The 13,397-nt window shown below is 43.1% G+C and carries 14 protein-coding genes; 7 read left to right on the top strand and 7 right to left on the bottom strand.

The window, feature by feature from the left end:
* The first annotated feature begins 14 nt into the window (after positions 1 to 14).
* Positions 15 to 524 (top strand): SRPBCC domain-containing protein, encoded by a 510-nt coding sequence (locus QFZ81_RS22850; RefSeq protein WP_307604875.1) that lies wholly within the window; start codon positions 15 to 17, stop codon positions 522 to 524.
* A 359-nt stretch (positions 525 to 883) separates the two neighbouring features.
* Positions 884 to 1,033, top strand: coding sequence for an aspartyl-phosphate phosphatase Spo0E family protein (locus QFZ81_RS22845; protein ID WP_307441196.1), 150 nt, complete (start codon positions 884 to 886; stop codon positions 1,031 to 1,033).
* A gap of 67 nt (positions 1,034 to 1,100) precedes the next feature.
* Here QFZ81_RS22845 and cydS read toward each other — a convergent pair whose 3' ends face one another.
* From cydS to QFZ81_RS22815, 7 genes are all read right to left on the bottom strand, one after another.
* Positions 1,101 to 1,199, bottom strand: coding sequence for a cytochrome bd oxidase small subunit CydS family protein (gene cydS, locus QFZ81_RS37450; RefSeq protein ID WP_373463701.1), 99 nt, complete (start codon positions 1,197 to 1,199; stop codon positions 1,101 to 1,103).
* Positions 1,200 to 1,204: 5 nt separating this feature from the next.
* Positions 1,205 to 2,236 carry a cytochrome d ubiquinol oxidase subunit II gene (locus QFZ81_RS22840; RefSeq protein WP_307604873.1) on the bottom strand — a complete coding sequence of 344 codons (1,032 nt, stop codon included), beginning with the start codon at positions 2,234 to 2,236 and terminating at the stop codon, positions 1,205 to 1,207.
* Positions 2,233 to 3,576: a cytochrome ubiquinol oxidase subunit I gene (locus QFZ81_RS22835; protein ID WP_307441199.1), complete on the bottom strand. Its 1,344-nt coding sequence runs from the start codon at positions 3,574 to 3,576 to the stop codon at positions 2,233 to 2,235. Before QFZ81_RS22835 ends, QFZ81_RS22840 begins: the two co-directional genes overlap by 4 nt.
* A 384-nt stretch (positions 3,577 to 3,960) precedes the next feature.
* Positions 3,961 to 5,337, bottom strand: coding sequence for an MFS transporter (locus QFZ81_RS22830; protein ID WP_307604871.1), 1,377 nt, complete (start codon positions 5,335 to 5,337; stop codon positions 3,961 to 3,963).
* A gap of 59 nt (positions 5,338 to 5,396) precedes the next feature.
* Complete coding sequence (locus QFZ81_RS22825; RefSeq protein WP_307441203.1) at positions 5,397 to 5,966, bottom strand: TetR/AcrR family transcriptional regulator; 570 nt, start codon at positions 5,964 to 5,966, stop codon at positions 5,397 to 5,399.
* A 183-nt stretch (positions 5,967 to 6,149) separates the two neighbouring features.
* A complete protein-coding gene (gene pdxR, locus QFZ81_RS22820) occupies positions 6,150 to 7,592 on the bottom strand; it encodes a MocR-like pyridoxine biosynthesis transcription factor PdxR (protein WP_307604869.1) in 1,443 nt (480 codons plus the stop codon).
* Between the two features lie 226 nt (positions 7,593 to 7,818).
* Positions 7,819 to 9,051, bottom strand: a complete 1,233-nt coding sequence (locus QFZ81_RS22815; RefSeq protein ID WP_307604867.1) for a cysteine desulfurase — start codon at positions 9,049 to 9,051, stop codon at positions 7,819 to 7,821.
* A 115-nt stretch (positions 9,052 to 9,166) separates the two neighbouring features.
* On the opposite strand from QFZ81_RS22815, the gene QFZ81_RS22810 reads away from it, so the two are divergent.
* The 5 genes from QFZ81_RS22810 (at position 9,167) to QFZ81_RS22790 (ending at position 13,216) form a co-directional block, all read left to right on the top strand.
* Positions 9,167 to 9,994, top strand: coding sequence for a LysR family transcriptional regulator (locus QFZ81_RS22810; RefSeq protein WP_307604865.1), 828 nt, complete (start codon positions 9,167 to 9,169; stop codon positions 9,992 to 9,994).
* A gap of 139 nt (positions 9,995 to 10,133) precedes the next feature.
* On the top strand, positions 10,134 to 10,709 hold the full coding sequence (locus QFZ81_RS22805; RefSeq protein WP_307604863.1) for a benzoate/H(+) symporter BenE family transporter: 576 nt from the start codon (positions 10,134 to 10,136) through the stop codon (positions 10,707 to 10,709).
* Positions 10,710 to 10,915: 206 nt separating this feature from the next.
* Complete coding sequence (locus tag QFZ81_RS22800; protein WP_307441209.1) at positions 10,916 to 11,773, top strand: amino acid ABC transporter substrate-binding protein; 858 nt, start codon at positions 10,916 to 10,918, stop codon at positions 11,771 to 11,773.
* A gap of 11 nt (positions 11,774 to 11,784) precedes the next feature.
* On the top strand, positions 11,785 to 12,453 hold the full coding sequence (locus QFZ81_RS22795; RefSeq protein WP_307604861.1) for an amino acid ABC transporter permease: 669 nt from the start codon (positions 11,785 to 11,787) through the stop codon (positions 12,451 to 12,453).
* 10 nt (positions 12,454 to 12,463) lie between these two features.
* Positions 12,464 to 13,216 (top strand): amino acid ABC transporter ATP-binding protein, encoded by a 753-nt coding sequence (locus QFZ81_RS22790; RefSeq protein ID WP_307604859.1) that lies wholly within the window; start codon positions 12,464 to 12,466, stop codon positions 13,214 to 13,216.
* Positions 13,217 to 13,397: the final 181 nt, after the last annotated feature.

Raw genomic sequence — 13,397 nt, 5'->3', positions numbered from 1 at the left:
TAGGAGGATTTTCAATGTCAAACAAAATGATTTCCAAGGTAGAGGGTCAGGAACTAATTTTGGAGCGTGTTTTTAACGCGCCACGCGAGTTTGTCTTCAAAGCATTCTCAGAGGCTGAGCATCTAAAGCATTGGTGGGGACCTCGTGGCTGGACGCTTACAGTTTGCAACGTCGACTTTCGTCCGGGCGGTATCTGGCATTACTGCATGAAGTGTATCGATCAGAACCAAGGGGATTTTTACGGTTACGAATCTTGGGGCAAAGCAGTCTATGATGAAATCGTTGAGGCTGAGAAAGTCGTTTACGTCGATTACTTCTCGGATGCCGAAGGGAATGAAACGGAGGGTATGCCGTCGTCTCACATAACGATGACTTTTGTAGAATATGAAGGCAAGACGAAGCTTGTCAGCCGCTCAAAATACGCTTCACCTGAAGCACTCAAAACCGTCATGGAAATGGGAATGGAACAAGGAATTACAGAAACTTGGGATCGTCTCGACGAGCATCTGCAATCCATTCAATAATTTCTTAACACAAGGCCGTCCTCTACAAAAATTTAGCCTTATTATAAGGTTATAGAGCTATTTTAGGCTGGAATTGTTGTATTTTTTACAATATTCTCGTGGATAAACACGGATTAGCTTGCATATTGTTGTATAAAATACAACTTTGTCGTTCCATCCAACTAAGTTCGATCATGTTAGTTACCCATCACCAGCAAATGACATGGAGGTGCAAAAAAACAGAAATATTATTTAATATTGAAATAATATTTCACAAATTTGTCATAAAGTTTATCCACCCAATCATTACCTTTTACAGCGTCCTGTTTTATAATAGGTGTACAAACCATTATTGAACAGAATTGGTGTGAATAAGCGATATGGAACTACTATTATTAGAAAAAATTGAAGCATTACGCATTGAAATGATAGAAGAGGCGTATATACGCGGAAGTTTAACGCATGAGAAGGTAGTTGATCTTAGTCAACAGTTAGATGAATATATTGTTAATTTTCAAGAGTTAAAATGATATTACTTTCATAGAGTGGCTCAGGGGATATGCAGCTGTATATCCTCTTTTTGTTAGTTAAGATCGATTAAAACTTATCCTGCCCTCTTGAGAACATCATGAATAAGATCCCGAGTGAAAACGCCACAAGTAAAAAAGGCGCAATCATAAGCAGAAAGAAATCCATATACATCACCCTTTCTTGGAGGGATTCCCTCGTACATATTCAGCGTCGAATAGGAACAGTCGCATCAGTAGAACAAGTGATGGAATAAGCAGACATAATCCAGCAAGGAAAACGATGATTAGGGAGATAGCCATAGCATCGTTCGTGAAATTTTGGTGAATGGTAATGAACGGATAAAGGATATACGGCAAGTGGGAAGCTCCATATCCAAAAAAGGCGAAGGCGAATTGCAGCATAACAAGAATAAATGCCCAGCCAAAGCTTTTACGTTTAAAAATCAGATAGACGGCAGCAATGAAGCATAGTAGCGAAGCAATGAACATCCAAGACAGATCAAGCATAGCCTGAAAATGCTCCGGATTGTGCCAGCGAATAGCGAAAAAAACAAATATACTGCACACGATTGTTGGTGGACTCCAGCCTAGTGCGTAACTCCGGACGATCTCAAGTGCTTCATAATCCTGCGCTTTGTTGGCATAGTAGGAAAGAAACATCGCAGAAATGTACAGAACGCTAACAAGTGCAAGCAGCACGACCGCCCAGGAATAGGAGCTTGTGAAGAGTTTGCCAAAGTGTAAAATAACCTTGCCATTCTCCTCTGTCATGTAACCTCCCTCTGATATCGTCAGGACGGTTGATAAGGAAGCGGGAATGAGGAGTCCGGTTGCTCCATACAAAAATGTATACAAGTGGCTTTGTTTTTGCATTTGTCCATAAATACTAAAAGCATAGTAAGAACCGCGTATCGCAAGTAGAACAATCGCAATGCTGCCAGGCACCAAAAGGGCTGTTCCAAAGTAATACGAGCTATCCGGAAAGAAGCCGACTATGCCGACAAAGAAGAAAACTAGGAAAACATTCGTTACTTCCCATACGGGTGATAGGTAACGTTTGATGATGTTTTCAACGAGATGTTTTTTCCCAGTAGCGTAGGAGTAATAACTAAAGAAGCCTGCCCCGAAATCAATGGAAGCAACAATCAGATAGCCGTACAGAAATATCCATAGGACCGTAATGCCGATTAACTCGTACCTCATTTTGTAGGTTCCCCCTCAATACCTCTGCTCTTGAGTTCTTCTTGTACATCGCTGTTCGTGAACATTTTCCTAAGCACTTTGACCAAAGTTAAACCAATCGCTACATATAAGATGCAGAACAAAAGGAGCATCAGATCCACATGTGTGGAGGTTGTCGCTCCATGAGAGGTCTTCATATAACCTCGAAGTATCCAAGGCTGTCGGCCTACCTCAGCGTAAATCCAACCTAATTCAATCCCCAAAATGGCAAGGGGGCCTGAAAGGACGATCAACCTCAACAGCCAACTCGGATATTGGACACTCTTTAATTTGTAAACCATCCAAACAGATACCATAGAAAGTACCGTAAGGAAGATGCCTATCGTGACCATCGAATCAAAGTAATAATGAACAATAAGGGGAGGACGCTCAGCAACTGGTGTTTCATTTAAGCCCTGAACTTCGGAATTCGGGTTATCGTGAGCTAGAATGCTTAGGGCGAATGGGATTTTTAACCCATATTTAATCTGATGATCTTCTGTTAATATCCCCCCTAGAACAAGCGGGACCTGTCTGGCCGTCTCAAAATGCCATTCAGCGGCAGCGAGTTTCTCGGGTTGGTATTTAGCCAAAAATTTCCCGGAAAGATCTCCAATAAGTGCAGTTGTTATTGAAAAAATAAGAGCAGCGATCATCGTTAGCTTGAGTGCTTTACGGTGATAGAGCGAATCGCGCTTCTTAAGCAAAGCAGCGCCGGCAATCGCCGCAAGGACGAAGGCGCTAGTCATATAGGCAGAAGAAAGCACATGTGCGACCTTCGTTGGTGTAGCGGGATTGAACATGGCTATAAGCGGCTTAATGTCTGTAATGGAGCCGTTGTTCAGCTGAAAGCCCTGCGGGGTATTCATAAACGCATTAACGGTTGTGATAAAAAAAGCAGACGCTGAAGATCCTAGCATGACCGGAATACTGAGCAAGAAATGAGTGATGGGTTTGCGGAATCGATCCCAAGTGTATAGATAGATTCCTAAGAATATAGCTTCAAAGAAAAATGCGAAGGTCTCCATAAACAAGGGTAAGGCAATAGCTTGACCGGCAACGCGCATAAAACTCGGCCACAGCAGGCTGAGCTGGAGACCTATCGCTGTTCCAGTGACAACGCCAACAGCAACAGTTATAACGAAACCGCGGGCCCAGCGCCGCGCAAGAAGCAGGTAGTAAGGATCGTTTCGCTTAATGCCAGACCACTCTGCGAAGGCGATCATGACCGGTATACCGACACCTATGGTAGCGAAGATAATATGGAAAGCGAATGTGAGCTCAGTGAGCATTCGGCTGTAAAGCACGGGATCATAAGTCATATGTGATGAACTCCTTTTCAGCTTGAAAAAATGCTTGGGAAAGCATGTATTACGAATTTACGAACATCTGTCGGAGCCAGGAAAAAAGCATGAGAGAAGCGACAATCATACAGAGCCATATTAACCATTTTTCTTGCTTTTTGTACTTATCTATATTTGATCACCTACAGTACGGGTCAGAATGAATGGTTACATCATCCTATTAGAATGCCAATATTATGAAATTTTACTCCACGTACTTGATTGCCAATCCGATTTTTTAGAGTATAGTAAATTCTATTGATATTCATACATACTGGAAAACCCTCAGGCATCATGCCTGAGGGTTCTCCATCGAATACCAAACGAAAATATCTGGAGGCTGATATCAAATCACTGATTTGTTCAATGTTCTATTGCAACGCTTGGTTTCTTGGTACGGAATTGCAAGTGGTAGAAGAACAAGATCCCTACATGTAATGCAGCAAGAACGAGATAAAAATTGCTGAATAGGTAACTGTTCGGATCGACATTTAACGGATTCCAATGAACGGAGGAACCCTGTGCAACCACAATACCGTAAACGCCCGCAGCTATTCCTTGGGCTATAAAACTGACCATCGAGAAAAGACCCATGCCCACTCCAACCTGATCTTTGGGTAATGATCTTGAAATGGAATTGGACATTGCAATCTGCAAGAAAGATTGGCCTACGTTACCGAACATCAAAAAGAATGAAATCCATAGCGGCGAGATTCCTGTAAAGACGGACATCAAGACAAAACAAGTAATTAAAGAACCGGAAGCAACAGAGAACAGATAGGAATTGCCTTTCAGATCCGCCAGTTTCCCGCCTTTTCTCCCCAGAAGGGCGGAGGCTGCCGCCGCAGGGACCATAGCGAAACCAATCCAATTGGAACCAAGATGATAAACTTGCGAAAACAGAATCGGAGTTAAGAAATACAAGGAAGTGCCAATGCCACTGATGAGAAACGCCAGCGTTATTGCGATGGTATACTTCCTGTTACGAAACAACCTAGGTTGGATAAAAGGTTCTTCGGCGGTACGAATTCGAACGATGAAGAGGATTAAGGTTGCTAATCCGATTACCAAATACCACCAGGTACGATTCGTGACCCCAAGCAGAAGCAGCGCAATGGATGCGGCGAGTAAGCTTCCGCCAAGCCAATCAAATTTACGCGGAGCTTGTTTCACTTCATGCTCGAGATATTTTCGATACAGCGGCAACAATAATAAAATCAATAGGGAAGGCAGAAACAGCCATCTCCAATTCGCAAAGCTGACGATAGTAGCGGAAATAACAGGCGCAAGAGCACTTCCGAGAGCGATCCCGACGGCTGTCATGCTTAATGCGGAGCCTCTTTTTTCAGGCGAAAAATACCGTACAGGGATAATCAATGCAATTGCCGGAATAGCCGCGGCACCCGCAGATTGCAGGCACCTTCCGAGCAGCGCGAACCAGAATGTTTGGGAAACGAGCCCCATTAGAGAACCCGCCGCAAACAACGTCAGACCGAACGTCAATAGGCTCTTCAGTTGGAATCTGTCTGCCAGTTTCCCATAAGTCACGGTTCCGAACGCGTAGATTAGCGTATAGGCGGATGACAGCCAACTCACCTGAGCAAGGGTAAGATGAAACTCCACGCTGATTTGCGGAAGCACAACGTTAAACATAAGGGCGCTCATTGATGACATCATAACGGTAAACATCAATAATCGCATTAAGATAGGGCCTTTTTGCAGCATTGTTTCAGAATTCATGGTTCATCGCTCCTTTGTATGAATGCAAGCGCATACTTGCATTATGGTTTATAAAAAAGCTAGGGAGTTAATGCCCTAGCGAATAACCGCACGCCTTCCTCGATAAATTCATCCAAATCTATGGGGGATAAGTTGCTATTGAATGCACCATGATTCATCAACATGAAAGCATATGCCTGTATGTCAGGTTTTGAAGTGATCACTTTACCTTGCTCAGACATGGAAACCAAATAATTCGTTAAAAGCTTCCTAAGTTCCTGAGGATGACGGTGGGCCTCCTGATATACTTCTGGAGGGAGACTGCTGCTTCCTTTTTGAATGATCTGAAACAGTTTTCTATTCCTATTCATGAGATAATGATATTTTTGGCTAATTAAAAGAAGGTCTTCATGCAGCTCGCCCGTCAGAGATTCGTTAAAAAGCTTAGTCATCTCTAAGGCATAGTGATAACGGCTGAAGGCAGCCGCTAGCAGCTTCTCTTTCGTTCCGAAATGACGAAATAACGTGACTTCGTTCACTCCGGCAACAGCAGCGATTTCCTTAGTAGTCGTACCATCATACCCTTTTTCTGCCATGAGATCGATTGTTGCTAACAGAAGTTTATCACTCGTACTTGGATTGTTGCTCATTGATCTACCCTTCTTTAATGCAAGTACTTACTTACATTTGTTATTGTATTAGGGTTAAGCTGCAATGTCAAGGGCTGGAAGAACAAGTTTTTAAGCCGTTATTTGCTTTTGTGTTGTACCCCGCAGATCAATAATAAGCTGCCCTTCCTATGTAAATAGCGAAGGGCAGCTTTCACAATCCTATTAACATTTCTGTGTTAGTGCATGAAAAGCCTGAGCTAGTTTGGATATGCCAGGAGCGATCTCATCCATAGAGGGACGAGCAAAGCTTAATCTCAGATGTCCGGGCTCAGAGCCAAATACGGTTCCGGGCATAAACACAACCCCTCGTTTTATCGCTTCCTCCAATAGCTTCTGATCGTCAAGCTTATCCTTGATGGTACACCATATATTTAGACCTCCTCGAGCGGGAGTAAAGCTGATTTGATCGGGTAACTCTTGCTGAAGGGATCGAATCATAAGATGCTGCTTCAGAGAAAGGGAGTCTCTTAGGAAGTTTGTATGTTTATCAAACAATTCCGATCCCAGAAATTTATTAGCAAGCCACTGTGGGACAATGCTTAGGCCAAAGTCCATTTGCTGGCGAGCATCAGCTAATCGTTGTACGACTGCCTGGGGAGCAACCAACCAACCGATCCGTAATCCTGAAGCTGCAACTTTGGATAAGGAACCGACGTAGAGTATGGAACCGTGAGTATCGATGGATTTCAACGTATCAGGAGGACGATGGTCAAAGGAAGTAAGGCTGAAAGGATCATCTTCTACGATGGGTATACCGAGATCAGCAGCGATCTTCAGCAAGGCTTCTCTTTTAGATGCATGAAGGATCGTCCCTGTTGGGTTCTGATAGTTCGGATTCAAAAAAATCATGCGAATGCGATGTTGGCGGTACAACGCCATAATGTTTTCGGGTTCGATGCCATCTTCTTTTACGGGTAAGCGAAAAATGCGGAGCCCGGCAGATTCGAACATGGACAAAGAATAGTAATAAGACGGATCTTCAATAGCAACCGCATCCCCAGGAGCTAACAAACATTGCATAATCAAATACAGAGATTGCTGTGAGCCCGAGGTGATAAGGATGGAAGCTTCTGTCGCTCGAATACGTAATCTTTCCTCCAGAAAACCTACAAGTGTCTCTCTAAGCGGCAAATACCCACTCGGATCGTCATATCCTAAGTAGGCATCGAAAGGAATGTCCCTCATTAATTGCTTTATCGCATCATTGGGGAATAAGTCGGCAGATAACTCGCCACTAGCAAAGTCAATGATCGATTCTCGCTCACGTAGAACCTCACGGACCCGGCGGATATACGGAAGATTGGGAGCAAATGTACCTCCTTCTACATATTGGCGCCAATTGGGTGTTAAATTGGGCCTAATACCCCAAATATGGTTGCTGACCATGGTACCGCTTCCGCTGATACTTTCGACAATTCCCCTTGCACGTAATTCCTCATAGGCTTGTACGACGGTGCTTCGGTTTACTTCCAGTCGTTCGGCAAGCTTACGTTCAGAAGGCAAGAAACTTCCGGGCGGATATTCGCCATGTATGATACTCCTCTCCATCTCATCTGAGATCTGTTGATAGAGAGGTTTTTTACTCGTTCGGTCAGGTTTGCGCATGTATACCACCATCTTTTAGAAATATCAATTTATTCCATAGTATAATACAGTTCACGAATTCGTTGTTTAACTCTCGAGTAGAATATTTGACAAACTCGCTAATCTTTTGATAATGGCTGGGATAAAATGTGAAAGAATGGAGAAAGGGTCTGATTATTATTCGCGTAATAATTGGAAAACATTCCATGGAATTGGCTGTGCAATAACCCTTTATTCCATCACAGTGTCATTGAGATACATATTTGAAATAAGAAATTGCCCGCTTTAAGCCCTTCACGAGAGCATCAATATCTTCTTCCGTATTGTAAATATAAAAGCTTGCACGCGCTGTGGATGACACGTTTAGCCATCTCATCAAAGGCTGACAGCAGTGATGGCCCGCTCGAATGGCAATTCCTTCCGAATCCAGAACGGTTGCGAGATCATGGGGATGAACGTCGGCCACATTAAAGGTGACTAAGCCACTTCTTAGTTCAGGCTGCCTAGGGCCATAGATCGAAATTTCTTCAATCAATGAAAGCTGTTCCAATGCATAGCTGACTAGTTGATTCTCATGCTGACGAATGTTAGTTAACCCGATTTGTTGCAGGAAATCGATTGCGGCACCTAGTCCGATAGCGCCTGCAATATTCGGCGTTCCTCCTTCAAACTTCCAAGGAAGCTCCTTCCAAGTGGATTCGTATAAGTCCACATGATCAATCATTTCTCCGCCATATTCGTAAGGCGTCATTTTTTCCAAGAGGGCTTTCTTGCCATACAGAACACCTATGCCGGTAGGGCCCGCCATCTTATGACCGGAAATGGCCATAAAGTCACAATCCAAATCTTGAACATCCAATTGAAGATGTGGTGCGCTTTGAGCCGCATCAACGCAAATCACGGCCCCATGCCGGTGGGCAATTGCTGCAATTTGTTTTAACGGATGAATAGTTCCCATGACGTTGGAAACATGGGTTATGGATACGAATTTGGTTTTCGAAGTGATAGCTTCCTCCACATCCTCTAAGCGAATAGTGCCATCAGGTTGGATGGGAATATAGCGAAGTGTTGCGCCCGTTTTTTTAGCCACCTGCTGCCAAGGGATGAGATTGCTGTGGTGCTCCATTAAGGTAATCAAGATTTCATCGCCTTCTTTAAGAAACTCTCTCACATAACATTGGGCTACTAGATTTAATGAAGCGGTAGTTCCGCGAGTAAATACGATCTCTGCCGACTCCTTGGCATGGATAAACGATTTGACTTTATCTCTGGCATTCTCAAATGCATCCGTAGCTAATGAACCTAGCGTATGTGCACCGCGATGAACGTTGGAATTGTAATTCGTATAATAATCCCGTAGCGCTTCAATGACAGCATAGGGCTTCTGGGATGTGGCCGAACTATCTAAATAGACCAGAGGATGTCCATTAACTTGCTGTTTTAAAATCGGGAATTGGTCTCTTATTTCTTGGATATTCATGGCGAAAACACTTCCCTTCAAAGAATGACTATAGAATGACATGATTTGATCTATAATACAAATACCATTAAAATTATATAATCATAACATTTTAGTTATATATTTGGGGGCGCTCATGAATACTAAACACTTGTCCTTGTTCATTCAGGTTATTAAAAAGGGGAGTATTACTCAAGTTGCAAAGGAAACCTATGTGAGCCAACCTGCGATTTCCATGCAGCTAAAGCGTTTGGAGCAGGAAGTAGGAGTTCCCCTGTTTACGGTTGTTGGCCGGGATATCGCTGTGACGGATGCAGGACTTACTCTGATGGAGTATGCAGAGTCCATGCTGTCCTTGGAAGGACAGATTTATCGGGCAATGGAGGAATATCGGCGAGGGAATCGAGGCAAGATCATTGTAGCTGCTTCCCATGTAGTCGCGGCATATTTGTTACCGAAAATCATGTATTCGTTTACTCAAACTTATTCCGATATCATCATAGAACTGCAAACAAGAACGGATGAGGAAATTGCGAGATTAGTCAGAATGGGCAGCATTGATATCGGAATGACGCTGCAGCCACCAGACGACCATTTTTCATTTCGAGTCACACCATTCGCTCAGGAGCGATTGATAGGTATTCAACCTTCGTTGTCATTCCATAGCCGAAAGATGATCGTTCCTCGAGATGTTGTATCCTTACCCATAAACGATATATGGGATATGGAGATCATGCATCTTGATTCCACCGAGACTGTAAAACAATTTGTTATGCAGGGAATGGGGTACGGAGTGATCTTGGAGTCAGCAGCTAGTTTAGAGCTATCTTATGGGAAGTTGCTGCCTTGGACAACGTTCACACCAATACCTGTGGTAGCGAGTGTTATTACACGGCCTGCCGAGCGTCTGTCCAAGAGTGTTTGGTATTTCTTGAATCATCTAAGGAATGGAGAGGACGGATGAGATGCGAAGAAATGGCAGGATTGGTTGGGAAAGAAATCTCGAAATTGGGTGGTTACTTACCCATGAGGCTAAGCTACTATTATGTAAATGAGTAGTCACCTTTTCATAGAAAAAAACAATAGGATAGATTGGGGAGTATATGTCAGCTCTGAATACACAAAACCTATCGACCGGCGTTATGTCTGCGTTGACGGTTATCGATCAATTTACTCTGAATGAATTGGCAGGCGGCTTCATTATTCCGGCGTTTATGGAATCACCTCTTATTGGCGGGATGGCCATTTTAGGTTTTTTTATCGCACCCAAAATTTCGAAATCAATCCCTCCGTTACTAGGGGTGATACTCTTTGGCGTCTTGGGACTTTTCATCGGGTATGATTTTCCGGCAGTACCAGAGGCTGCAGAGTTTGCCATACCTCAAATCATTATTCCTTCATTCACCGTTCACAGTTTCTTCTCGATTGCGATTCCGATTGCCGTTCTGATTTTGACAACTGATATTGCAGTGGCTTTAGCTGCTTTGAAGAAAAATGACTATCAGCCCCCAGTTAACCAGACGCTTGTGCTTTCAGGGATTGGCACGCTTATTGCCGGTTTTTTTGGAGGTCATGCCGTGAACATTGGGGGGATGATGACTGCGCTATGCAGCAGTAAGGAAGCAGGTCCGAAAGAAAATCGGATAGGTGCGGCACTAGTACGGGGAGAGCAGACTTAAGTGGGCGTCACATGTATTGGCGGGAATGAGAGTAGAAAAAGGGGCTGTCTCACAATAGTATTAATTCGGAATCCCCTATACTCTGAAACTTCAGAGACATTAGTACAGCAATTAATCCAACTGAAATAGTAGGAATATTTCTTGACTGAATAAAGTTAGTAGTGATAAGATGACAAAAGTTCAAATAACAACATGGAGGTCTTCAAATGAAAAAACAATATCTATCGGCGGGCATGATACTTCTAGCGAGCTCTCTTATATTTACTGCATGCGGAACAAAAGAAACGGCTAATAAACCATCTCCAACTGCGGCAGCAACCAAAGAAGCTGCGGCGAAAGAAACACCCGGACAAGCAACTCAAACCTTGTTGGATACGGTCAAAGCAAATGGGAAAATTCGCGTAGGAACGGAAGGGACTTATGCACCTTTCACGTACCATGACAAGGATGGGAAATTAACAGGGTTCGATGTAGAAATTGCTCAAGAAATCGCTAAGAAAATTGGTGTTCAAGCCGAATTCATCGAAACCAAATGGGATGGCATGTTTGCTGGGCTGGATTCCAAACGATTTGATATTGTCGTGAACGAAGTTACCATTAAAGAAGATCGTAAAGTGAAATACGATTTCTCAGATCCTTATATCGTGTCTAAAGCCGTTTTGATTGTACACAAAGACAATAAAGATATTAAAAAAATAACGGATTTGAAAGGTAAAAAAGCAGGGCAATCATTAACAAGCAACTTAACCGAAATTGCTAAATCCAACGGTGCAGAGATTGTACAAACCGACGGATTTAATCAAGCCATCGATCTGCTGCTGTCCAAACGTATTGATGCCACCATTAATGATGGGCTGTCTTACCTGGATTTGAAAAAACAAAAACCGGATGTAGCTATTCAAGTCGTCGATGAGACCAAGGAAGCATCGCAAAGTGCCGTTTTGTTAAACAAGGGCAATCAAGAGCTCGTTGATGCGATCAATATAGCATTGGCTGATTTGAAGAAAGATGGAACTTATCTCAAAATTTCTGAAAAATACTTTGGCCAAGACGTATCGAAGTAGGGTTATCTAACATGGACGATAGAAAATGGCAAATCTTCATAGACTCATTTCTTCCCCTGCTTAAGGCAGGGGTTGCTTTTACTGTACCTTTGACTTTAATCTCATTTACACTGGGGCTTTGTCTTGCCTTGGTAACCGCATTAATCCGTATTTCCGATATTAAACCTCTTGTTCAGGCAGCACGTTTTTACGTGTGGATTATTCGGGGCACGCCTTTGCTGGTGCAGTTGTTTATTATTTTTTATGGACTGCCAAGTATCGGGATTACACTGGATGCTTTCCCATCAGCTGTTATAGGATTTACCTTAAGTGTTGGCGCCTATGGATCTGAGATTATTCGTGGAGCTCTGCTCTCGACACCAAAAGGACAATGGGAAGCATCCTATTCGCTCGGAATGACTAAGCTTCAAGCGCTGCGGGTCATCATATTGCCCCAAGCAATTCGTATTTCGATTCCATCACTTTTTAACTCGTTCATAAGTTTGGTGAAAGACACCTCACTCGCAGCTACTGTCACGGTGACGGAAATGTTTCAAAAAGCTCAGCAAATTACGGCTACCGTTTATGAACCCTTATTGCTTTATTGTGAAGCTGCACTCATTTATCTGGTGCTTAGTACAATTCTTTCAAATATTCAAGGTCGTTTGGAGAAAAAGTTTGACCTTCATACGGCTAGATAGTGGTGGATGTATGATTACAATCAACAATCTATTCAAAACCTTCGGTTCACAGCAGGTGTTAAAAGGTATCAATATTGCCTTAGAGAGAGGCAAAGTGATGGTTGTCATCGGTCCCTCGGGCTCCGGGAAATCTACCTTGCTTCGTTCTATTAACGCTCTAGAAATTCCTGATAAAGGCACGATTGAGGTAGGGAACGCTCAGCTTACATTTACTGAAATAGATAAGCCAAAACAGAGTGAGATCCTCGCTTTAAGGAAAAAGACAGGGATGGTTTTTCAGTCCTATCATTTATTTCCTCATTTAACGGTATTACAAAATGTCACGGCAGCTCAGGTCGTTGTGAAGAAAAGAAGCAGACAAGAGGCTAAAAGCAAAGCGGTTGAACTGCTCAGGAAAGTCGGTTTAGAGGACAAGGCTAGCTTTTATCCGCATCAGCTATCCGGAGGACAACAGCAGCGGGTAGGTATAGCCCGAGCATTGGCCATAGATCCTGAAGTGCTCTTATTTGATGAGCCAACTTCCGCCTTAGACCCTGAGCTTGTGGGGGAAGTGCTTAAAGTCATGAAGGACTTGGCCGTGGAAGGTATGACTATGATGATTGTTACGCATGAAATGCAATTCGCTAAGGAAGTAGCGGATACTGTTGTCTTTATGAACGATGGCAGTATTATTGAGCAGGGTGCTCCCGATTCTTTGTTTAATCATCCTGCACAAGATAGAACAAGATTGTTTTTAGCTAGACTTAGCGGGGCAAACAGCTAATAATAGCTGTTTGCCATAAGGCTAGTATGAACGATACTAGGACTGCCGAATCTTTCGGCAGTCTATTCTTTATTTTTCAAGATACTGCAGAAAGGCGTGTAAATAACAAGGCAGCATAAACAATTACATGCCACTACTTGTATTTATGTCATACAATAGTTGTGGAATGTTTCATTTAAAT

The sequence above is a fragment of the Paenibacillus sp. V4I9 genome, assembly GCF_030817295.1.
In the GTDB taxonomy this organism is placed as follows: domain Bacteria; phylum Bacillota; class Bacilli; order Paenibacillales; family NBRC-103111; genus Paenibacillus_E.
The sequence above is the reverse complement of the archived record's forward strand: the minus strand, read 5'-3'. Positions and strand labels throughout refer to the sequence as shown.

Bases quoted from the DNA above. Each gene is read 5' to 3' on its own strand.
- QFZ81_RS22790 (WP_307604859.1), top strand. From the start codon at position 12,464: ATGATTACAATCAACAATCTATTCAAAACCTTCGGTTCACAGCAGGTG.
- QFZ81_RS22805 (WP_307604863.1), top strand. From the start codon at position 10,134: ATGTCAGCTCTGAATACACAAAACCTATCGACCGGCGTTATGTCTGCG.
- QFZ81_RS22835 (WP_307441199.1), bottom strand. From the start codon at position 3,576: ATGACTTATGATCCCGTGCTTTACAGCCGAATGCTCACTGAGCTCACA.
- cydS (WP_373463701.1), bottom strand. From the start codon at position 1,199: ATGGATTTCTTTCTGCTTATGATTGCGCCTTTTTTACTTGTGGCGTTT.
- QFZ81_RS22825 (WP_307441203.1), bottom strand. From the start codon at position 5,966: ATGAGCAACAATCCAAGTACGAGTGATAAACTTCTGTTAGCAACAATC.
- QFZ81_RS22800 (WP_307441209.1), top strand. From the start codon at position 10,916: ATGAAAAAACAATATCTATCGGCGGGCATGATACTTCTAGCGAGCTCT.
- pdxR (WP_307604869.1), bottom strand. From the start codon at position 7,592: ATGCGCAAACCTGACCGAACGAGTAAAAAACCTCTCTATCAACAGATC.
- QFZ81_RS22815 (WP_307604867.1), bottom strand. From the start codon at position 9,051: ATGAATATCCAAGAAATAAGAGACCAATTCCCGATTTTAAAACAGCAA.
- QFZ81_RS22850 (WP_307604875.1), top strand. From the start codon at position 15: ATGTCAAACAAAATGATTTCCAAGGTAGAGGGTCAGGAACTAATTTTG.
- QFZ81_RS22845 (WP_307441196.1), top strand. From the start codon at position 884: ATGGAACTACTATTATTAGAAAAAATTGAAGCATTACGCATTGAAATG.
- QFZ81_RS22830 (WP_307604871.1), bottom strand. From the start codon at position 5,337: ATGAATTCTGAAACAATGCTGCAAAAAGGCCCTATCTTAATGCGATTA.
- QFZ81_RS22840 (WP_307604873.1), bottom strand. From the start codon at position 2,236: ATGAGGTACGAGTTAATCGGCATTACGGTCCTATGGATATTTCTGTAC.
- QFZ81_RS22795 (WP_307604861.1), top strand. From the start codon at position 11,785: ATGGACGATAGAAAATGGCAAATCTTCATAGACTCATTTCTTCCCCTG.
- QFZ81_RS22810 (WP_307604865.1), top strand. From the start codon at position 9,167: ATGAATACTAAACACTTGTCCTTGTTCATTCAGGTTATTAAAAAGGGG.